At 62.3% G+C, this 20969-nt stretch carries 16 protein-coding genes; 6 read left to right on the top strand and 10 right to left on the bottom strand.

Going from position 1 to position 20969, the window contains the following annotated elements; translation table 11 throughout:
• Positions 1 to 33: 33 nt before the first annotated feature.
• Positions 34 to 1344 carry a trigger factor gene (gene tig / locus KW821_RS17040; RefSeq protein WP_042653668.1) on the bottom strand — a complete coding sequence of 437 codons (1311 nt, stop codon included), beginning with the start codon at positions 1342 to 1344 and terminating at the stop codon, positions 34 to 36.
• A 429-nt stretch (positions 1345 to 1773) separates the two neighbouring features.
• Between tig and KW821_RS17035 the strand changes: the two genes are divergently transcribed.
• Both KW821_RS17035 and yfbR read left to right on the top strand, forming a co-directional pair.
• Positions 1774 to 2208, top strand: coding sequence for a YccF domain-containing protein (locus KW821_RS17035; RefSeq protein ID WP_042653667.1), 435 nt, complete (start codon positions 1774 to 1776; stop codon positions 2206 to 2208).
• 90 nt (positions 2209 to 2298) lie between these two features.
• On the top strand, positions 2299 to 2889 hold the full coding sequence (gene yfbR, locus KW821_RS17030) for a 5'-deoxynucleotidase (protein WP_042653666.1): 591 nt from the start codon (positions 2299 to 2301) through the stop codon (positions 2887 to 2889).
• 77 nt (positions 2890 to 2966) lie between these two features.
• On the opposite strand, the gene lolE is transcribed toward yfbR, so the two are convergent.
• Genes lolE through KW821_RS17015 form a run of 3 tightly spaced genes read right to left on the bottom strand, consistent with a single transcriptional unit; the run spans position 2967 to position 6197 of the window.
• Positions 2967 to 4208 (bottom strand): lipoprotein-releasing ABC transporter permease subunit LolE, encoded by a 1242-nt coding sequence (lolE, locus tag KW821_RS17025; RefSeq protein WP_218292272.1) that lies wholly within the window; start codon positions 4206 to 4208, stop codon positions 2967 to 2969.
• Positions 4208 to 4921 (bottom strand): lipoprotein-releasing ABC transporter ATP-binding protein LolD, encoded by a 714-nt coding sequence (gene lolD, locus KW821_RS17020; protein ID WP_218292271.1) that lies wholly within the window; start codon positions 4919 to 4921, stop codon positions 4208 to 4210. Before lolD ends, lolE begins: the two co-directional genes overlap by 1 nt.
• Positions 4922 to 4961: 40 nt before the next feature.
• Positions 4962 to 6197 (bottom strand): lipoprotein-releasing ABC transporter permease subunit, encoded by a 1236-nt coding sequence (locus tag KW821_RS17015; protein ID WP_218292270.1) that lies wholly within the window; start codon positions 6195 to 6197, stop codon positions 4962 to 4964.
• Between the two features lie 76 nt (positions 6198 to 6273).
• Here KW821_RS17015 and KW821_RS17010 point away from each other — a divergent pair, with 76 nt between their 5' ends.
• Positions 6274 to 6849 carry a PilZ domain-containing protein gene (locus KW821_RS17010; protein WP_042653662.1) on the top strand — a complete coding sequence of 192 codons (576 nt, stop codon included), beginning with the start codon at positions 6274 to 6276 and terminating at the stop codon, positions 6847 to 6849.
• 40 nt (positions 6850 to 6889) lie between these two features.
• Positions 6890 to 10333: a transcription-repair coupling factor gene (gene mfd / locus KW821_RS17005; protein WP_218292288.1), complete on the top strand. Its 3444-nt coding sequence runs from the start codon at positions 6890 to 6892 to the stop codon at positions 10331 to 10333.
• A 67-nt stretch (positions 10334 to 10400) separates the two neighbouring features.
• On the opposite strand, the gene fbp is transcribed toward mfd, so the two are convergent.
• Positions 10401 to 11435: a class 1 fructose-bisphosphatase gene (fbp, locus tag KW821_RS17000; RefSeq protein ID WP_042653660.1), complete on the bottom strand. Its 1035-nt coding sequence runs from the start codon at positions 11433 to 11435 to the stop codon at positions 10401 to 10403.
• Between the two features lie 372 nt (positions 11436 to 11807).
• Here fbp and KW821_RS16995 point away from each other — a divergent pair, with 372 nt between their 5' ends.
• On the top strand, positions 11808 to 13424 hold the full coding sequence (locus tag KW821_RS16995; protein WP_218292269.1) for a peptide ABC transporter substrate-binding protein: 1617 nt from the start codon (positions 11808 to 11810) through the stop codon (positions 13422 to 13424).
• Positions 13425 to 13474: 50 nt separating this feature from the next.
• Here the strand turns inward: KW821_RS16995 and KW821_RS16990 are convergent, their stop codons facing one another.
• From KW821_RS16990 to sixA, 3 genes are all read right to left on the bottom strand, one after another.
• A complete protein-coding gene (locus KW821_RS16990; protein WP_218292268.1) occupies positions 13475 to 14395 on the bottom strand; it encodes a DMT family transporter in 921 nt (306 codons plus the stop codon).
• A gap of 201 nt (positions 14396 to 14596) precedes the next feature.
• Positions 14597 to 14803, bottom strand: a complete 207-nt coding sequence (locus KW821_RS16985) for a DUF1107 domain-containing protein (protein WP_042653763.1) — start codon at positions 14801 to 14803, stop codon at positions 14597 to 14599.
• Positions 14804 to 14935: 132 nt separating this feature from the next.
• Positions 14936 to 15403, bottom strand: a complete 468-nt coding sequence (gene sixA / locus KW821_RS16980) for a phosphohistidine phosphatase SixA (protein WP_042653657.1) — start codon at positions 15401 to 15403, stop codon at positions 14936 to 14938.
• 161 nt (positions 15404 to 15564) lie between these two features.
• On the opposite strand from sixA, the gene KW821_RS16975 reads away from it, so the two are divergent.
• Positions 15565 to 18339, top strand: a complete 2775-nt coding sequence (locus tag KW821_RS16975) for an insulinase family protein (protein WP_218292267.1) — start codon at positions 15565 to 15567, stop codon at positions 18337 to 18339.
• Positions 18340 to 18630: 291 nt separating this feature from the next.
• On the opposite strand, the gene KW821_RS16970 is transcribed toward KW821_RS16975, so the two are convergent.
• Positions 18631 to 19278: a thiopurine S-methyltransferase gene (locus tag KW821_RS16970; RefSeq protein WP_218292266.1), complete on the bottom strand. Its 648-nt coding sequence runs from the start codon at positions 19276 to 19278 to the stop codon at positions 18631 to 18633.
• Positions 19279 to 19427: 149 nt separating this feature from the next.
• Positions 19428 to 20819: a leucine-rich repeat-containing protein kinase family protein gene (locus tag KW821_RS16965; RefSeq protein WP_218292265.1), complete on the bottom strand. Its 1392-nt coding sequence runs from the start codon at positions 20817 to 20819 to the stop codon at positions 19428 to 19430.
• Positions 20820 to 20969 lie beyond the last annotated feature (150 nt).

Below are 20969 nucleotides of genomic sequence, written 5' to 3'. Positions count from 1 at the left end.
TACTTAACAGTTTTGACCTTAAGTCAAATGTTCTTAGGCAGCGGCACCGGACTTGTTGATCACTTCGTCGAAGGCCACTTCTTTCTCGGTCACTTGCGCCTTGGACAGGATCAGGTCGATGGCTTGATCTTCAACCGCCAGATTGCGGACGCCATTCAGCATCTGCTCGTTCTTCTGGTAGTACTCGATCACTTCCTTCGGATCTTCGTAGGCGGTGGCCATGGACTCGATGATGCTGGTCACACGGGCATCGTCAGCCTTGATCTCGTTGGTGCGGATGACATCACCCAGCAGCAGACCAACACGGACGCGACGCTCGGCCTGGGCCTGGAACAGCTCGGCCGGCAGCTCGGGAGCGTTGCCGCCCTGGAAGCCACCGAAACGCTGCAGCGCCTGCTGACGCAGGGTGTCGATCTCCTGGGCAACGGCAGCCTTCGGCAGATCGATCTGGTTGGCTTCAACCAGGCCGTTCAGCACTTGCTCTTTCACGCTGTTTTTCAGGGCCTGGGCCAGTTCGCGCTCCATGTTCTTGCGCACTTCGGCTTTCAGCTCTTCAACGTTACCGCTCTCGATGCCAAAACGCTTGACGAACTCTTCGGTCAGCTCGGGCAGCACCTGCTCTTCAACCTTGTTCAGCTTGGAGGCAAACTTGGCCGCCTTGCCTTTGAGGTTTTCGGCGTGGTAGTCAGCCGGGAAAGTCACCTCGATGGTGAACTCGTCGCCCGCTTTCTTGCCCAGGATGGCATCTTCGAAGCCCGGGATCATGCGGCCAGCGCCCAGCTCCAGGGTGAAACCTTCGGCCTTGCCACCGTCGAACTCTTCACCGTCGATGGAACCGACGAAGTCCAGGGTGACACGCATGCCCTTGGCGGCAGCGGCGTCAACATCGGTCCAGGTCGCGTGCTGCTTGCGCAGGGTGTCGATCATGTTGGCCAGATCTTCATCCTTGACGGTCGCAACCGGCTTCTCGACCTTGATGGTCTCGAGGCCTGCAACTTCAAACTCCGGGTACACTTCGAAAGTGGCGGTGAACTCGAAATCCTGGCCTTCCTTGATCTCTTTCGGATCCATGGTCGGCGCGCCGGCCGGGCTCAGTTTGTTTTCGATGATGGCCTTGATGAAGTTGTTCTGCATCATTTCATCGGCAACGCGGGCATGGGCCATGGCGCCGAACATCTTCTTGATGATGGCAACCGGAGCCTTGCCAGGACGGAAACCGTCGATGCGACGAGTCTTGGCCAGGCCATTCAATTCTTTACGCACGGCAGCGTCAACGGTAGCAGCCGGTACAGTGATGGTAAGACGGCGTTCCAGACCCTGGGTTGTCTCTACAGAAACTTGCATTCTTTTACCTCGTTCAACTCAGCACTGTGTGCTGACCCTTTATTACCCCTGGGTAAAACCCGGAGTCTTCCTGTTTATAAAGACAACGACTGTCTTTGTGATGAGAAAATATGACGCGACATTATAGCGGCGCACATTGGTCGCGTCGAGCCGCACATCCCCCATCCGGGGCACAGACGGCACAATTTGCGCATGTCTGCCCCTTATATGGGGAAGCCCTGGCCCCAGTTCAAGCGCCAGGTTAGCAATAATTTGCACTCGCTCACCTTTTTACGCACCAACCCTCCCTTTTTCCACCCCTGTGGCCCGCAAAACGGCCCCGCCGAGGGCGGCTGCGACCCAAATTGTCCACCTTCTCGCATCAGCCATTGCGTCCCTCGACGCCGCTCGCTATGGTGACAACCAATTTATGAGTCTGGAGTGACCCACATGTCCTTTTTCCGCTTCTTGTTTAACCTGCTCTGGTTTGTACTGGGGGGCGTCGTCATGGGGCTGGCCTGGTGGCTGGCCGGGCTGCTCTGCTTCGTGTCCCTGATAGGTATCCCCTGGGGGCGTTCCTGCTTCGTCATCGGCACCTTCACCTTCTTCCCGTTTGGCAAGCAGGCGGTGAGCCGCAAGAGCATGACCGGCCAGAGCGACATCGGCTCCGGCGTGCTGGGGCTCATCGGCAACATCCTCTGGTTCCTGGTGATCGGGGTCTGGCTGGCCATCGGCCATATCGCCTCGGCGCTGGCCTGCTTCGTGACCATCATCGGCATCCCGTTTGGCATCCAGCACCTCAAGCTCGCCTTGATCGCGCTGGCCCCCATCGGGCAGATGGTGGTGACCAATCACGAGGCCGAATCCGGTCGCTACATTCGCTAAACAAGAATGCGGCGGCGGGCTATGCCTGCGAGGTAAAAAAAGGGCAGACTAGGGTCTGCCCTTTTTCATTGCCCCCGTTCGAGGTCATTCATGCTCCCCAGCCACTTCTTCGCCAACCTCGCCCGCATGCGACTCATCTATCGCTGGCCGCTGATGCGCAACATACAGCCGGAAAACATCGCCGAGCACAGCCTGCAGGTCGCCATGGTGGCCCACGCCCTCGGGGTCATCCAGAATCGCCTGTTTGATGGCAGGGTCGATGCCAACCTGGCCGCGGTGATGGCGCTCTACCACGACAGCAGCGAGGTGCTGACCGGTGATCTACCGACCCCGGTCAAGTATTTCAACCCCGAGATAGCCCGTGAATACAAGAAGATAGAGCTGGCGGCCGAGCAGCGCCTGCTGGGGATGCTGCCCCCCGAGCTGATGGAAGATTTTCGCCCCCTGCTCGACTCCGGCGCCCAGGATGGCGAGCTCAGCCGGCTGGTGAAGGATGCCGACACCCTCTGCGCCTACACCAAGTGCCTGGAAGAGATCAATGCCGGCAACCGGGAGTTCGAGCCGGCCAGGAAGCGGCTCGAGCAGATGCTGGCCGCCCGCATGAACCCGGCGATGCGCTACTTCATCGACGTGTTCGTGGCCAGCTTCTCGCTGCCCTTGGATGAACTCAACGCCCACTGAGCCTTCCATCGCCGCCACCAGAAAAAGCAAAGGGCCCGTAACGGGCCCTTCTTCTTTATCTTCGCATCCGGCGTCGATCAGTGTCCCAGCTCGCGGGACGGCACCAGGCCACTCGCCCGCCAGGCGGGATAGAGGGTCGCCAGCAGGCTCATCAGGATGGCGGCGCTGGTGACTATCACCAGATCCTGCAGGTGCAGCTCGGTCGGCAGGAAGTCGATGAAGTAGATGTCCGGGTTGAGGAAGCGATGGCCGATCACCCCCTCGATGAAGCTCAGGATCTGGGTCAGCTTGCTGGAGAGCAGGCCACCGAGCAGGGCCCCGAGCAGGGCGCCCGCCACCCCGTTCACCATGCCCTGGATGACGAAGGTGAGCCGGATCTGGCCCGGGCTCGCCCCCATGGTCTTGAGGATGGCGATCTCGCTGCGCTTCTCGTTCACCGCCATCACCAGGGTGGAGACGATGTTGAAGCAGGCCACCGCCACCACCATCAGCATCACCACGTACATCACGGTGCGCACCATCTGGATGTCCTGATAGAGGTAGCCCTGGCGGCTCATCCAGCTGCTGATGTAGACGTAGTGCGGAAATTTCTGGGCGGCCGCCACCGTGATGGACTGCGCCTTGAGCACGTCGTTCACCTTGAGGCTGAAGCCCTCCACCGCGCTGCCCATGCCGGTGATGGTCTGGGCATCGGTGAGGTGCATGAAGCCGAGCAGCCCGTCGAGTTGACCGCCTATCTCCAGCAGCCCCACCACCTTGAGTGCCTCCCGCTTCGGGTTCTTGATGCCGGCGGCATCTCCCCCCTGCGGCAGCAGCAGGGCGACGGTGTCACCTATGCCGACCCCCAGCTTGTCGGCGATGGTCTTGCCGAGGATGACCCCGTTGCCACCGGCCTGCAGCTCGCGCAGGCCGCGCCCCGTCATGTACTTGCCCGCATCGGACAGGTTGGCCTCGAGCTCGGGCAACACGGCGCGCACCTGCACCCCCTTGAGGGCGGAGCCGTGTTCCAGCAGGCCATCGAGCCGGATGACGGGGGCAGCGGCTTCGATCCCGGGCTGGGCCAGCAGGTAATCCCGCAGCCTGGGCCAGTCGGGCAGCGGTGCCTCCATGCCGATCAGCTCGCCGTGCGGCACCACCGAGAGCACCCGGTTCTTGAGCTCGCGCTCGAACCCGTTCATGGCGGAAAGACCGAGGATGAGGGCCATCACCCCCAGCGCGATGCCGATGAGGGAGGAGGCCGAGATAAAGGCGATAAAACCGTTACGACGGCGGGAGCGGCTGTAACGCAGGCCCAGAAAGAGGGGCAGCGGTTTGAACATCAGGCGACCTCCGCCATGATGCCGCTCACCAGGGTCACCCGACGATGCAGCTTGGCGGCGAGGCTCAAGTCATGGGTCACCACCACGAAGGCGGTGCCCAGCTCCCGGTTCAACTCGCACAGCAGTTCGTAGACGGCGGTGGCACTGGCGTGATCCAGGTTACCGGTCGGCTCGTCCGCCAGCACCAGGCTCGGTTCGTTGACCAGGGCGCGGGCGATGGCCACCCGCTGGCGTTCGCCACCGGAGAGCTCGGACGGCCTGTGATGCAGGCGATGGGAGAGCCCCACCCGCCCCAGCATCCGGGTCGCCTTGTCGCTAGCGCTCGCCACCGATTCGCCGGCGATCAGCAGCGGCATGGCGGTGTTCTCCAGCGCGGTAAACTCGGCCAGCAGATGGTGGAACTGGTAGACGAAACCCAGCTCCTGGTTGCGGAACCTGGCCTGGGTGCGACTGTCCCAGTGATGGATATCCTGCCCCTTGAACAGCACGGTGCCGCTGGAGGGGTTGTCGAGCGCCCCCATCAGGTGCAGCAGGGTGGTCTTGCCCGAACCCGAGCTGCCCACCACCGCCAGCATCTCGCCGGGGGCCACGCTGAGATCTATCCCCTTGAGCACCTGAGTCTCGAGATGGCCCTCTTTGTAGACATGATTCAGTGCCTCGCAACGCAGCAGAGGTTCACGCGGCTGAGCGTTACGTGATAAGGACTCATTCATAAGAGGGGCTCCACTGGGATGCAATAAAAGAGAAGATGAATTATTCATAACGCAGCGCCTCGGCCGGTTTCACCCGGGCCGCACGGGCCGCAGGGTAGAGGGTGGCACTGAAGCTGAGCAGCACGGCGCCCAGCAAGATGGTGACGACCTGGGCGGGCTCGACGATCACCGGCAGGCCAGAGCCGCCAGCGGCCATATAGAGGTTGAGCCCCACCGCATCGAGTAGGGGGTTGAGCCCCAGGGAGAGGCCAAGCCCCGCCAAACCACCAAACAGGGCACCTATGACCCCGCTGGAGGCGCCGAGTACCATAAAGATCTTGACGATACCGGACTCGCTCATGCCCATGGTCCGCAGGATGGCGACCTCCCCTTCCTTGTCGGTGACCACCATCACCAGGGCGGAGAGGATGTTGAAGGTGGCGACCGCGATGATCAGCACCAGCATCAGCCCCATCATGCGTTTCTCCATGGCCACCGCCTGGAACAGCTCGCCGCGCTCGCGGCGCCAATCCTGCCACTCCAGCCCATCGGGCAAGGGGGTCTTGATCACCTGATCGGCGGCGAAGGGATCATCCAGCCAGAGGCGAATGCCGCCGACTGTGCCTTCGGGCAGGCGCAGCATGCGCTGGGCGTCGCCGAGCGCGATCAGCGCCACCTGGCTGTCCACGTCGGCGCCGACCCCGAAGATGCCGGAGACGGTGAACAGCCGCTGGGCCGGTACCCGGCCAAAAGGCGTGAAGCGGGTGCCCTCGGTCAGGATGAGACGCACCTGGTCGCCGATGGACACCTTGAGGCGGTTGGCCACCCCCTGCCCCAGCACTATGTGGTATTCACCGCGCTGCAGGCTGTCCAGCCGCCCGCCCAGCATCTGGGCGTGCAGGATGTCATCCTTGGGCCACTGCGCCGGATCTATGCCCTGCACGCTGACGCCGGTGAGCTGGCCCGGGCTCTGCAACATGCCTTCGCTGTCGAGCATGGGGGCATGGGCGACCACATGGGGCAGCCCGGCCAGATCGGGCAGGCCAGGGGGCGCCACCTCCATCCGGCCGGCGGCATTGGTCACCACCACATGGGGGATCACCCCGAGGATGCGGCCCTTGAGCTGCCCCTCGAAACCGTTCATCACAGAGATGACCACCATCAGGGCCGCGACCCCGATGGCGATGCCGAAGGTGGAGAAGAGGGAGATGAATGAAACGAAGCGGTTACTGCGTCGTGAGCCTGCATAACGCAGGCCGATGGCCAGCGACAGTGGCTGAAAAAGTCCAGTCTTCAAGGATATGTACGTTGCCAACGAAATAAGATACCGGATAATAAAGGCAAATAGACTATGACAACAAGGGATAGCCTCCATGCAGGAACAGTTCTTCAGCGTCACCCATGCCACGCCGGTCAATGTGATCCCCATGCCGGCCGACTTTCACCTGCCGACGCTGGAGGCACTGGACGCCGAGCTGCCCGAACCCTTTCGCATCGCCTCCTCCATCACCTCCATCGACATGATGAGCAGCCGCCTGCTGCGCAACCAGAACGAGTCGATGCACGATCTGGTGGAGATCATCAACCAGCAGTCGCGCAAGATCGACATGATCATGGGCTATGTGCTGGCGGTGCAGGATCACCCAGAGCATCGCTTCCACACCCTGCGCTTTGGCGCCGGTCAGCTCACCTACCTGCACCCACGTCAGGGTCATGGCGAGGCGCCGCGGGTCCATCAGCTGGTGCGCCTCAAGATCTTCCTGCGCGAGGAGGCCTCCGCCGTCTACTGCTATGCCGAGGTCAAACACCTGGAGCCGAGCGAACATGGCGTGCACGTGGTGCTCGACTATGTGCGGATCCGCGAGGATGACCGGGAACTGCTGGTGCGCGCCAGCCTGCATGTGCAATCGAAACAGCTCAAACTGCGTGCCCAAGAGCGTCAGCGCTAACCACAGCCAACGTCAACGTTAAAAGAATCGAACGATGCCAATGAAACTCCCCGCCTTGCCCGCCAAAGCGGGCCAAAAGTTAACGCTCGGCCAGCTGGTCGGCAGCAGCCTGGCGCTGGTTGCCGCCCGCCTCACCCAGGAGGCGAATCGCCCCGTCCTGCTGGTGACCGCCGATACCCCGAGTGCCCTGCGCCTCGAACAGGAACTGCAGTTCCTGCTGGACGATCCCGTGCTGATGTTCCCGGATTGGGAGACCCTGCCCTACGACACCTTCTCCCCCCATCAGGACATCATCTCCCAGCGGCTCGAGACCCTCTACAAGCTGCCGCAGATGAACAGCGGCGTGCTGATCGTGCCCATCTCCACCCTGATGCTGCGCTGCGCGCCCCAGGTCTATCTCGACAAGTACAGCCTGCTGGTGAAGGCCGGTCAGCGCCTCAACCTGCAACAGCTGCGGGGTCGCCTCGCCGAGGCGGGTTACGTGGCGGTGGATCAGGTGCTGGAGCACGGCGAATTCGCCGCCCGTGGCTCTTTGCTCGATCTCTTCCCCATGGGCAGCAACAGCCCCTATCGCATCGACTTCTTCGACGACGAGGTGGACTCCATCCGCCCCTTCGATCCCGAGACCCAGCGCTCCAGCGAACCGGTCAAGAGCGTCAGCCTGCTGCCCGCCCGGGAGTTTCCCACCGACGAAGGAGCCATCGAGCTGTTCCGGGGCCAGTTCCGCGAGCAGTTCGAGCTGTCGCGCGCCGAGGGATCTGTCTACCAGGAGGTGAGCAAGGGGCGCTGGCCCGCCGGCATCGAATACTATCTGCCGCTCTTCTTCGCGCAGACCGCCAGCCTGTTTGACTACCTGCCGGACAACACCCTGCTGCTCACCGTGGGGGAGATCTATCCCGCCGCCCAGCGCTTCTGGAACGATATCGGCCAGCGCTATGAGGACAGGCGCTGGGACAACACCCGCCCGCTGCTGCCGCCCCAACAGATCTATCTGCCGGTGGAGCAGCTGTTTGCCGCCCTCGGCCAGTATGGCGCCGTGCGGCTGCAGGAGGCCGCCACCGACGGCGGCGCCGGCCACTGGGATCTGCCCCTGGCTCCCCTGCCCGACCTGCAGCTGGATCACAGCAAGGAGCAGCCCCTGCTGGCGCTGGGCCAGTTCCTCGACCAGTTCAAGGGCCGCACCCTGTTTGCGGTGGAGTCCGAGGGGCGGCGCGAGGTGCTCGGCGATCTGCTGGCGCGCATCCAACTGCAGCCCAAGGAGTTCGCCTCCCTCGATGCCTTCATAGGGAGCAAGGCGCGCCACGGCCTGCTGGTCAGCCCGCTGGAGCGGGGCTTCCTGCTGCGCGAGCCCGGTCAGGACGAGCTGGCGCTCATCACCGAGACCGAGCTGCTTGGCGGCAAGATCCGCAGCAAGCGGCAGCGGGAGAAGAGCAAGAACCTGAGCTCGGATGCGGTGATCCGCAACCTGGGCGAGCTGACCCAGGGCCAGCCGGTAGTGCACCTGGATCACGGGGTCGGTCGCTATCTCGGGCTCGAGACCCTGGATGCCGGTGGCCTGCCCACCGAGTTTCTGACCCTGGAATACGCCGGTGGCGACAAGCTGTTCGTGCCGGTCACCAACTTGCACCTGATCAGCCGCTATACGGGGTCGGATAATCCGCCCAGCCACAAACTCGGCGGTGAGGCCTGGACCAAGGCCAGGCGCAAGGCGGCGGAGAAGATCCGCGACGTGGCGGCCGAGCTGCTGGACGTCTATGCCCTGCGCGCCGCCCGCAAGGGCTTTGCCTTCAAGCACGACAAGGAGGCCTACCGTCAGTTTGCCGCCGGCTTCCCGTTCGAGGAGACCGAGGATCAGCTCAACGCCATCAACGCGGTGCTGGGGGACATGTGCCAGGCCAAGAGCATGGACAGGCTGGTGTGCGGCGATGTGGGCTTTGGCAAGACCGAGGTGGCGATGCGGGCCGCCTTCGTTGCGGTGCACGGCGGCAAGCAGGTGGCGGTGCTGGTGCCCACCACCCTGCTGGCCCAGCAGCACTACGACAACTTCCGCGATCGCTTCGCCAACTGGCCGGTGCGGGTGGAGGTGCTGAGCCGCTTCCGCTCCGCCAAGGAGCAGACCGCCGTGCTCAAAGAGCTGCGCGAGGGCAAGGTGGACATCATCATCGGCACCCACAAGCTGCTGGGCTCCGAGCTCACCTTCAAGGATCTGGGGCTGCTCGTCGTCGACGAGGAGCACAGATTCGGGGTGCGCCAGAAGGAGAAGATCAAGGCGCTGCGGGCCGACGTGGACATCCTCACCCTCACGGCGACGCCGATCCCGCGCACCCTCAACATGGCGATGTCCGGCATGCGGGATCTCTCCATCATCGCCACCCCGCCGGCCAAGCGACTCGCCATCAAGACCTTCGTGCGCCAGCAGGAGCCGGCGGTCACCCGCGAGGCGGTGCTGCGGGAACTCAAACGCGGCGGTCAGGTCTACTACCTGCACAACGACGTGGAGAGCATCGAGAAGTGCGCCGGCGATCTCGCCGAGCTGGTGCCGGAGGCGCGCATCGGCATCGCCCACGGCCAGATGCGCGAACGCGATCTCGAGCGCATCATGTCGGACTTCTATCACCAGCGCTTCAACCTGCTGGTCTGCACCACCATCATAGAGACCGGCATCGACGTGCCGAGCGCCAACACCATCATCATGGACCGCGCCGATCATCTGGGGCTGGCCCAGCTGCACCAGCTGCGGGGCCGGGTCGGCCGCTCCCATCACCAGGCCTATGCCTATTTGCTGACCCCCCACCCCAAGCTGATGACCAAGGATGCCATCAAGCGGCTGGAGGCCATCGCCTCCCTCGAGGATCTCGGCGCCGGCTTCGCGCTGGCCACCCACGATCTGGAGATCCGCGGCGCGGGCGAGCTGCTCGGCGACGATCAGAGCGGCCAGATCGAGTCGATCGGTTTCACCCTCTACATGGAGCTGCTGGAGCAGGCGGTCGAGGCGCTCAAGAACGGCAAGGAGCCGTCCCTTGAGCAGCTGATGAGCCAGCACACCGAGGTGGAGCTGCGCCTGCCGGCCCTGTTGCCGGACGACTACATCCCGGACGTCAACATGCGGCTCTCCATGTACAAGCGCATCGCCAGCGCCGCCGACGAGCAGGAGCTGCGCGAGCTGAAGGTGGAGCTGATCGACCGCTTCGGCCTGCTGCCGGAGCCGACCAAGACGCTCATGGAAATTGCGGCCTTCCGTCAGCGTGCCACGGCGCTCGGCATCCGCCGGGTGGAGATGAGCGAGCGCGGCGGTTATCTCGACTTCAACCAGGACACCAGGGTCAACCCCGGCTATCTGGTCAAGCTGCTCTCCGAGCAGCCGCGCATCTACAAGATGGACGGGCCGACCCGCTTGCGCTTCCAGGTGCCGAATCAGGACAGGGCCATGCGCCTGAAGCTGGTCGACAGCCTGCTGACGGATCTCGCCAACCACAGCCTCTGATCACGGTGAGCACACAACAAAACGGGAGCCATATCGGCTCCCGTTTTTTATGCGGCTGGCGCAGGCATCAACCCTGGCTGGCCGGATCCTCGTGGGCGGAGAACTCCCGCATGAAGGCCTCGGCCCGCTCCACCATCTTGGTGGAGCCGACGAAGTAGGGGGTACGCTGGTGCAGCGCGACGGGCTGGACATCCATGATGCGGCCAAAGCCGTCGGAGGCCTTGCCACCGGCCTGCTCGACCAGGAAGGCCATGGGGTTGCACTCGTAGAGCAGCCGCAGCTTGCCGTTCGGGGAGTTGGTGCCAGACGGATAGATGTAGATGCCGCCCTTGAGCAGGTTGCGGTGGAAATCCGACACCAGGGAGCCGATGTAGCGGGAGGTGTAGGGCCTGTGGGTCGCCTCGTCCCGCTCCTGGCAATACTTCAGGTACTTCTTCACTCCGTCCGGGAACTTGATGTAGTTGCCCTCGTTGATAGAGTAAATCTTGCCTTCCTCGGGGATGCGGATGTTCTCGTGGGAGAGGCAGAAACAGCCGATGGAGGGATCGTAGGTGAAGCCGTTGACGCCGAAGCCGGTGGTGTAGACCAGCATGGTGGAGGAGCCGTATACCACGTAACCGGCGGCGACCTGGCGGTTGCCCGGCTGCAGGAAGTCTTCCAGGGTGACGCCGGCGCCCGGCTTGCTGACCCGGCGGTAGATGGAGAAGATGGTACCGACCGAGACGTTGACGTCGATGTTGGAGGAGCCATCGAGGGGATCGATCAGCACTATGTATTTGGAGTGGCGGGAGAGCTCGGAATCGAAGGAGACGAAGTCCTCCTCCTCCTCGGACGCCATGCCGCACACCTCGCCGCGGGCCTCCAGCGCCGCCTTGAAGCGCTCGTTGGCATAGACGTCCAGCTTCTGCTGCACCTCGCCCTGCACGTTTTCGGCCCCCATGGAACCGATGATGTCCGCCAGGCCCGCCTTGTTGATCTCCCGGTTCACCACCTTGGCAGCCAGACGAATGGAGCTGAGCAGTGAGGTCAGCTCACCGGTCGCGGTAGGGTAGTCCGCCTGCTTTTTGACGATGAACTCGCCCATGGTGATCATGTTTCGCATTCTTGTTCCTTTAGGAGCGTTTCCGTTGGCCTTTGAAAACGTTTGCAAGCATCGGCAAAAAAAGTGCCGATCCTCGGCTGCGTTATTTTGTAACCTAATGTAACGCCTGTTTTTTGTTTTTGCAGCGAATTAAGCCGGCGTATAAATCACCATTTTGCCCCGTAAAAACGCGATGGAACGCTGAAAAACAGGTTTCAATCGGCCTCTTTCTTCATGTTAATTCGTGACAATTATTCATCTTCGCCCCTCTCCCATACCCAACCCCCATCCGGTCCAATGCCTGAAAAGCGGCCTGAGCCCCCCCCTTGAGATCTCGTCGCCAATCCAGCATATTGGTTTGGCTTTGGAAGCAAAAAAACATAAGGATATTCAATGAAAAGGACTCTCATTGCCGGCACGGTTGCCACCCTGCTCGCCCTCCCTGCCCTGGCCGCCCAGGTGCCTGATGGCACCAAGCTGTTGCCCAGCGACCAACAAACCTTCGTGCGCAACATCGGCACCGAGCCCTCCTCCATCGATCCCCAGATGGCAGAAGAGAGCGCGGGCAGCGACATCGTCAACGATCTGTTCGAGGGACTCTATAGTCTGGACAGCAACGGCAAGCTGCGAGCCGCAGGCGCGCTCAGTTACGAGCTCGACAGCACGGGCACCGTCTACACCTTCAAGCTCAGACCCGAGGCCAAGTGGTCCAACGGCGAGCCGGTCACCGCGGCCGATTACGTCTATGGCTGGCAGCGGGCGGCCAACCCCAAGAACGCCTCCAACTACGCCTGGTTTATCGAGCTGACCGGCGTGGTCAACGCCGGTGACGTCATCCAGGGTAAACAGGCACCGGAGGCGCTCGGTATCAAGGCGATCGATGCCCACACCCTGCAGATCACCCTGAAAAACCCTGTCCCCTTCTTCTTGAAGACCCTGGCCCACTACACCACCTTCCCGGCGCCCAAGGCGGTCATCGAGAAGTTTGGCCATGAGTGGGTCAAGCCGGGCAACATCGTCTCCAACGGCGCCTTCGCACTCAAGGAGTGGACCCCGAACGAGCGCCTGATCGCCGAGCGCAATACCCACTACTGGGACAATGCTCATACTGTGCTGAACAAGGTGATCTACCTGGAGATCGTCTCGGAGACGGCGGCCTACAACCGCTATCGCTCGAGCGAGCTGCACTACACCACCTATCCGCTGGAGCAGTACCAGCAGCTCAAGAGCCAGAGCCCTGATGAGCTGATCAATGCCCCCTCGCTTGCCACCTATTACTATGTGTTCAACACCCAGCGCAAACCCTTCGACGACGTCAGGGTGCGCAAGGCGCTCTCCCTGGCCATCGACCGGGACACCATCACCGGGAAGATCCTGGGCCAGGGCCAGATCTCGGCCTTCAGCCTGACCCCTCCCAGCGTGGATGGTTTCGAGCTCAAGCGTCCGCCCAGCGAGCAGATGAGCAAGGAGGCACGGCTCACCCAGGCCAAGGCACTGCTGGCCGAGGCAGGCTATGGCCCGCAGAATCCGCTGGATGTGGACATCCTCTACAACACCAACGAGGGGCACAAGAAGATAGCGCTGGCCATCTCCTCCATGTGGAAGCACAACCTGGGGGTCAAGGCCGAGCTCAGCAACATGGAGTGGAAGACCATGGTGTCGGCCCTCAACGAGGGGGATTTCGGGGTCAGCCGCTACTCGTGGAACGGGGATTACAACGATGCCTCCACCTTCCTCGACATCATGACCTCCAGCAGCAGCGCCAACAGCGGCAAGTGGTCCAACAAGCAGTACGACGCCCTGCTGACCAAGGCCCACGACTCCAAGGATCCGGCCGAACGCAACCGGCTCTATCAACAGGCCGAGGTGCTGATCGATGAGGAGGCACCCATTGCCCCCGTCTACTTCTACGTCAAGTCACGGCTGCTCAAGCCCTTCGTCAAGGGCTATCCCTACCACAACCCGCAGGATCTGGTCTATTCGAAGGACCTCTATCTCACCGCGCAGTAACGCCCTAAACCCCGTAAACGAAAAGACCGCCTCTGAGGCGGTCTTTTTATTCAATCTTCCTGGCAGCTGGCCATCGCGAGCCTCGCCCGTCGCCGCACGACCACGGGCTTGACCAGCAGTTGTGCCAGCAGCACCCCCAGCAGGGTCATGCCGCCACCGATCAGGTGGTAGCTGGTCAGCTCCTCCCCCAGCCAACTGATGGCCAAGGCTGCCGTCATCACCGGCAACAGGTTCATGAAGATGGCGGTACGGCTGGCGCCCAGCAGCGCTATCCCCTGCATCCACAACCAGGGCGAGAGGGCCGAGGTCGGGATCCCCGCATAGAGGATGAGCCAGAGCGCACTGCGATCGGGCCATTGTCCATCCACCAGCAGGTAGAAGGGGGTGAGGAACAGCAGGCTGCACAGCACCTGGCCATAGAGCATGGACCAGTTGTCTAGCCCCAGATCCCAGCGCTTGAGCAGCACGCTGTAGAGCGCATAGGTCGCCGCCGACAACAGCATGTAGACGGAGCCGATGTGGATGCCCTGCGTGAGCAGCCGGGTCGGATCCCCCTGCCCCAGCAAGACGGCCAGCCCCAGGATGGAGATGACGCCGCCGAGCAGGGCCCCCCAGGTGGGCCGCTCGCGCAGCAGCCAGATGCTGAGCAGCACCGTCATCAGCGGGGTCAACCCCATCATCAGACCGATCTCGGTGGCTCCCAGGGTCTGGGCCGCGTAGTAGCCGAACGTCTGGTTCAGCACCATGCCGAGCAGGGCCAGCATGGCCAGCTGGCAAAAACCGGCCCGCAGTTTGGCCCGCACCCGCCAGGCCCGACGGGCGAGGAAGGGAGTCAGGACAATGGCCGCCACCATCCAGCGCGACCAGGCCAGCGCCGCCGGTGAGAGCACCCCCACCGCCAACTTGCTGACGATGCCGTTGCCGGCCCAGATGGCCATGCAGGAGAAAGGAAACAGAAAGGCAAGGGGCATTGCTATATCCAGAAAGAGGGGGTGGGTATTTTAGGCGGGAGTATAAAGAGGCAAACAGGATTAGCAAGTACGGCAACGGGGCAGCCCGGCAGGGTCTGCAAAAAGGGAATCAAACAGAACCAAAATCGAGGCGGCAGGGCCAAAAACAATCATGCCCGCACGGCGGCGGGCATGGGGAGGACGACCATCAGGGTGCGATGATCAAGCCGCATCCATGTGCAGTCTCGAGATCAGCTCATTGACCTCGAGCACCGTCTGGCGGTGGGGAATGTCCGCTGGCGAGGGCATCATCAACAAGCCGGACTGGAAATCGAAGCGCCCCCTGCCGTGGATATAGATCCGCCCCTTGAAGAAGGTTTTGACATGCTTTGCCACCATCAGCGGCAGATACTTCTTGAACACTCTCATCGTTTGCAACCTCTTGCAGTTGTATCCGTATGACAGCAGCTTCTGCGAAATAATTCCGTTAATTTTGTATAAAAAACCGGAAAAATCGCCTATCTCATCCCAAAAAACCAATTCGTAACTTTTTATTAACTTTTAGCGTATTGTATGTGGTCCTTCAAGCCAGAGCAATACCCCCTTACCATCTTGCCACTCAATACAGGCCATTCCCGAGGTGGCAAACATGGGCGCACCGGCCGCCGGGCAGAGGCTCTGCACCAGATAACCCACCAGCGGCAGGTGGCTGACCATCAGGATGCTCTCATGCTGTGTCGCCAATGCGGCCAGATAGCTCGCGACCAGCGCCGGATCGCCATAGGGCGTGATCTCGCCGCTCTCTTCCACCTCTTGCGCGTCGGGCAATTCGGGGGCGATGGCCTGCCAGGTTTGTCTGGCTCGCAGGTAGTTGCTGTGGACCACCAAGCCCAGCGTTCCCGCCAGCTGGGGCGCCAACCAGCGGGCCATGTGAATGGACTCTTCGATGCCCTGCTCGGTCAGTGGACGCTGTTCATCCGTTTTCGCATTCATGCCAGCCTGGCCGTGACGCATGATGTAGATTTTCATTACAACCTCGCCCAACGGGCCTGTTTAGATAGCGGGGGGATCTTACCCCGCCATGCAGGGGGAAACAATTGCGCTACCTCTCAGAAAAGGGTTTGCCTCGTGAGATAGCGAGGTCGATAATCATGTTTAAATTCAAATAAATTCACCGCGAGTCAGCCCACATGAGCCCATATGCCAGTCCTAATGACCATCGGCGGTATCACTATCTGGAGCTGGCAAATCGGCTCAGAGTCTTGTTGATCTGCGATCCCGACACCGACAAGTCCGCCGCCTCCCTGGCCGTCAACACCGGTCACTTCGATGATCCGGCCGACAGGCAGGGCATGGCCCATTTCCTTGAGCATATGCTGTTCCTCGGCACCCGCACCTATCCCAAGCCCGGCGAGTATCAGCAGTTCATGAGCCGCCACGGGGGCAGCAACAACGCCTGGACCGGCACCGAGTTCACCAACTTCTTCTTCGATATCGACAACGCCTTCTTCGAAGCCGGGCTCGATCGTTTCTCTCAGTTCTTCATCTGCCCCACCTTCAGCCCGGAGTGGGTCGACAAGGAGCGCAACGCGGTCGACTCCGAGTATCGCCTCAAGCTGCAAGACGACGTGCGGCGCAGCTACCAGGTGCATAAAGAGACGGTCAACCCGGCCCACCCCTTCTCCAAGTTCTCGGTCGGCAACCTGGATACCCTGGCCGATCTGCCCGGCCGGGATCTGCGCTCCGACCTCATTGCATTCTACGAAGGGCACTACAGCGCGGATCGCATGGCGCTGGTGATGATCTCGCCCGAATCCATCGAGACCCAGCTCGGCTGGTGCGATCGCTTCTTCAGCCCCATCCTGGATCGCAACCTGGGCACCCCGACCCTGTCCGCCCCCCTCTACCGGCTCGATGATCTCGGCATACGCATTCAGATCAAGCCGGTCAAGGAGAGCCGCAAGCTGGCGCTGACCTTCCCGCTGCCCAACGTGGATGCGTTTTACGACAAGAAACCGCTCACCTTCCTGAGCCACCTCATCGGCTATGAAGGGGACGGCAGCCTGCTCTCATTGCTCAAGGCCAGGGGCTGGGTCAATCAGCTCGCCGCCGGCGGCGGCATCAGCGGCGCCAACTTCAAGGACTTCAGCATAAGCTTCGGGCTCACCCCGCTCGGGCTGGAGAAGGTGGACGACATCATCGCCGCCCTGTTTGGCTATCTGAAACTCATCGAGCGTGACGGCCTGCAGGCCTGGCGCTATGACGAGAAGCGCAGCGTGCTCGAGTCGGCCTTCCGCTTCCAGGAGCGGGGCCGGGCACTGGATACCGTCTCCGGCCTGGTGCTGAACCTGTTCAGCTATGCCCCGGACGATCTGCTCCACGGCGACTACATGATGCGCGAGTATGATGAGGCGCTGATCCGCCGCTTCCTCGCCAAGCTCACCCCGCATAACCTGCGCATGACCATCCAGGCGCCGGAGGTCAGCACAGATCGCCTCGCCCGCTGGTATCAGACCCCCTACAGCATCGCCCCCATCCCGGAGGCGGAGAAGATCCGCTGGCAGCAGAGCGAGCCGGATCCCGCGCTGCACCTGCCCGCGCCCAACCCCTTTATCAGCAGCCGGCTGGATGCCCGCATGCCGGAGCTTTGCGCCGACCTGCCGGCCTGCCTCATCGACCGCCCCGGTTTTCGGCTCTGGCACCTGCACGAACACCTGTTCGGGGTGCCCAAGGGCAACCTCTATATCTCCATCGACAGCGAGCACGCGGTCAGGAGTCCGCGCCACATCGCCATGGCCCGGCTCGCGGTGGAGCTGCTGACGGATCACCTCAATGCCCTCACTTACCCGGCCGAGCTCGCCGGACTCGGCTACCAGATCTATGCCCATCAGGGGGGCTTCACCATCAACCTGAGCGGCTTCGCCGACAAGCAGCCGCTGCTGCTCGACATGATCCTCGGCAACCGCACCCTGGGTTATCCGGACCCTGCCCGCTTCGCCGAGATCAAGGAGCAGCTCATCCGCAACTGGGAGAACCAGTCCAAGACGAGGCCCATCTCCCAGCTCTTCAACCAGCTCACCAGCCTGCTGCAGCCCAACAATCCGCCGTTCGAGCAACTGCTGCGCCACCTGCGCACCATCACCCTCGACGAGATGCCCGACTTCGTCGCCCGGCTGTTTGCCGAAGTGCATGTGGAGACCCTGATCCACGGGGACTGGGACGTGGCCGAGGCACTCGAGCTGGCGGCGCTGCTGGAGCGCCACCTCGGCGTCAGCAGCCAGCCCAGCGCCGAGACCCGCCGCCCCCTCATCTCCATTCAGGACAGAGGCACCCTCATCCGCGAGCAGGGTTGCGAGCACGAAGACTCGGCGCTGCTGGTCTACTACCAGTCCCGCACCACCCGGGCGCGGGATCTCGCCTGCTTCACCCTGGCCAACCACATCATGTCCTCCACCTTCTTCCACGAGCTGCGCACCCGTCAGCAGCTCGGCTACGTGGTGGGGGCCGGCAACCTGCCCTTGAACCGCCATCCCGGCCTCATCTTCTATATCCAGTCGCCGGTGGCCGGCCCCCAGATCCTGCTGGATGCGGTGGAGGAGTTTATCGATCTCTTCCCGCTGGCCATGCTGGAGCTCACCGAGCAGCAGTGGCAGGACAGCAAGGCGGGCCTGCAGGCCCAGCTCAGCGAGCGGGACGCCAACCTGCGCAGCCGGGGCCAGCGGCTCTGGGTCAGCATCGGCAACAAGGATCTCGGCTTCGATCAGCGGGAGAGGGTGTGCGAGGAGGTGGGCAAGCTGAACCGGGCCGATCTGGTGCGCTTCATCACCCAGCTGAGATCGAGGACCTCGGATCGGCTGATCCTCTGCAGCTATGGCCAGGGCCACGAGCATGACGAGCGGATCACCGGCCAGTTCATCGACGATCCCAAGGCGTTCCGGCTCGCCGCCAGCACCTTCGAGGCCTGAGCCCCCTCGAATCGCAGGCAATAAAAAGCCGACCTGAGGGTCGGCTGGAAAAACCATATCAATTGCGACAGAGCCGCCAAAAGTGAACATGAGCGTGAAAATCAGACACTGAGTTGATGATCGGCCAGGTGATGCAAACCAGCGCTCATCGACCGAGACCAACAGTGATTGAGAAACAGGATCATCTTAGACAGGGCCCCTGTCTTTCACGTTGATCTATGTCAAAGGAGGTAAAGAGAGTCTCGCCTCGTCACCCTTTCGCCTCACCTTCCCTCTGGTCTCATCCACCGCTCAGGCGCGGCGGATCAGCCGGTAGGCCACCTCATCGAAATAAGAGAGCTGGCCGGATTGCACCCTGGGATGATCCTGCTCGGTCGCCCTGCCCAGGACTTCCACACTGAAATCGCGCTCGAACAGGCTGCGCACCTCCATCTCCCCCACCGAGAACGGCGGCTGCACCTGCTGTTCCGGCTGATACTCCAGCGTTACCAGCAGGATCTGTCCAGCCGGCTCGATGAGGCGACTCATCAGCTCGGCATACTGACGGCGCATGGAGGTCGGCAGTGCGATCAGCGCCGCCCTGTCATAGGCCAGCCGATAACGGCGCCCCAGAGTAGGTGCGGCGAAGAAGTCACCCTGATAGATGCGCAACGTCTCGTGCTGATGGCACTGGTAAGGCTCGACCTCGCTCACCGTCTCGGTCAGCTGGTTCTCACTGAAGAACTGGCTGATGGCAAGCTCGGACAGCTCGAAGCCGTCGACGGGGTGACCCTGCTGGTTGAGCCAGAGCATGTCGCCCGACTTGCCGCAGAGGGGAACCAGCACGGGCTCATCTCCCTGCCGGGCCGACCAGCCGGTCTGCAGCCAGCGATTGAACTCCACCTGATGAAAGCCTATCCGGTTCTCTTTCCACTTCTGATGCCAAAACGCCGCTTCCATCATCATCCTCTCGTCATCTGCAATGATGCATCAATATCACAACTTCAACGGGACGGTGCAACCCTTGTCGCCCCCTCATCCGCCTTTTTGCAAGACAAACGATTGCAAAACCGAAAGCGATACCAAGCGCCGCTTTCGGCAGGTTTTACTCAAGACTCGACGCCAGCCGTCGACAGGAGTGCGCAAGCCCCGCTTTCCTCAGCATGGCTGTCACGATCGAGTCGACTCTTGGCATCGACCAGCCGGACACAGATCGCGGTAAAGGCCGGGCGCAGCGCCGGCTCCCGCTGCTGGCAAGCCTGTACCAGCGCCTCGAGCCCATGATGCGTGGCCCCGTGCGCCGGACAGAGTGCCAGCAACTCCTCCAGCAGGCAGCCGAAGGCCCGCACCTCCAAGCGCTCCAGCCGGGCGGCCATCAGAGGATCCCGCACCGGGTAGAAAGAGGCGGCGCCGAAGTCCCCGAGCAGGGCGGCGCCCTGGCCGTCATGGAGGATGTTATGGCCATAGAGATCGCCGTGCATGATGCCCAGCCGATGCAGATGGGCGGCGGCAGAGGCAATGCGCCAGGCCATCTCCAGCGCCGTCGGCAGCGAGAGCGCGAGCGAGGCCGGATAGACATCGCGAGTACAAGACGCGAGGCTGGGGGGACCGGCCAGGTTCACCAGCTCAGGCGCGATCAGCGCCATCACCAGCGCGGGGATGCCGGAGGGGTGATCGCCTATCCGGCCCACCACCTCGATCAAGGCCGGATGCTGACCCGCGGCCATGGAGGCGGTCATCTCGGCCCCCGGCAGGCCATCGCTGGTCACCTCCCCCTTGAACAGCTTCACCGCCACGGCGCGGGGGTTTCTCCCCTCACCGAACCACTGCGCTCTATGGATGACCCCGGAGGCACCCTGTCCCAGCAGTTCGCCGATGGCCAGCTCATGCCAGGGGATCTCGGCGATGGCCGTCGCCTCGCCCAACTGCTTTTCCCACCCCTCACAGAAGGAATTGCCCGAATAGGCCAGCCAGGAGAGCCGTGGCAAGGAGAGCAACCACAGGGGCAATGCCTCGAGCCGGTTGGCGGAGATGCGCAGCAACTCGAGACGGGTGCAGTGCGCCAGCGCAGCTGGCAGCGTCTCGAGCCGGTTGCCCGCCAGCATCAGCTTTTGCAACGCCGTGCACTGACCCAGCTCATCGGGCAATTGCTCAATCTCGTTATCGGTCAAGATCAGCCAGCGCAGCTTGGCGGGCAGCGATTGGGGGGATACCACGCTGATCCGGTTGGCCTTGAAGCCCACCATGGTCAGCAACCGGCAGCGTCCCAGCACCTCGGGCAGTTCGGTGAAGCGGTTCTCGGAGCAGAAGATGATGCGAAGCTTGCTGCACTCGGCCAGCTCGTCGGGCAGTGCTGAGAGCTGGTTGCCGGTAAGATCCAGCACCTCCAGCGTCTCTTTCAGACTCAGGATCTCGGGGGGGAAGCTCGTCAGATTTTCAGAGAGCTTCAGATGGCGGGTGCCGTTCAACTCGCCAGCGAGCAGCTGTTCCAGGGTATGCATGGCAATGTCTCTATCAGGGTGGCTCTGCTTAGCGATGCTAAAGCAGACCATATGGCACCGCCGGACATGAGCCCGGCGATTAAAAGAGAGGCATTATAGAGAACTCGGGCGCAGATCGCCCCTTTAGCAACAGTCTTGGGGATCGTAGAT

Origin of the sequence: Aeromonas sp. sif2416 (assembly GCF_019218665.1) — a bacterium.
Classification (GTDB): Bacteria; Pseudomonadota; Gammaproteobacteria; order Enterobacterales; family Aeromonadaceae; genus Aeromonas; species Aeromonas encheleia.
The sequence above is the reverse complement of the archived record's forward strand: the minus strand, read 5'-3'. Positions and strand labels throughout refer to the sequence as shown.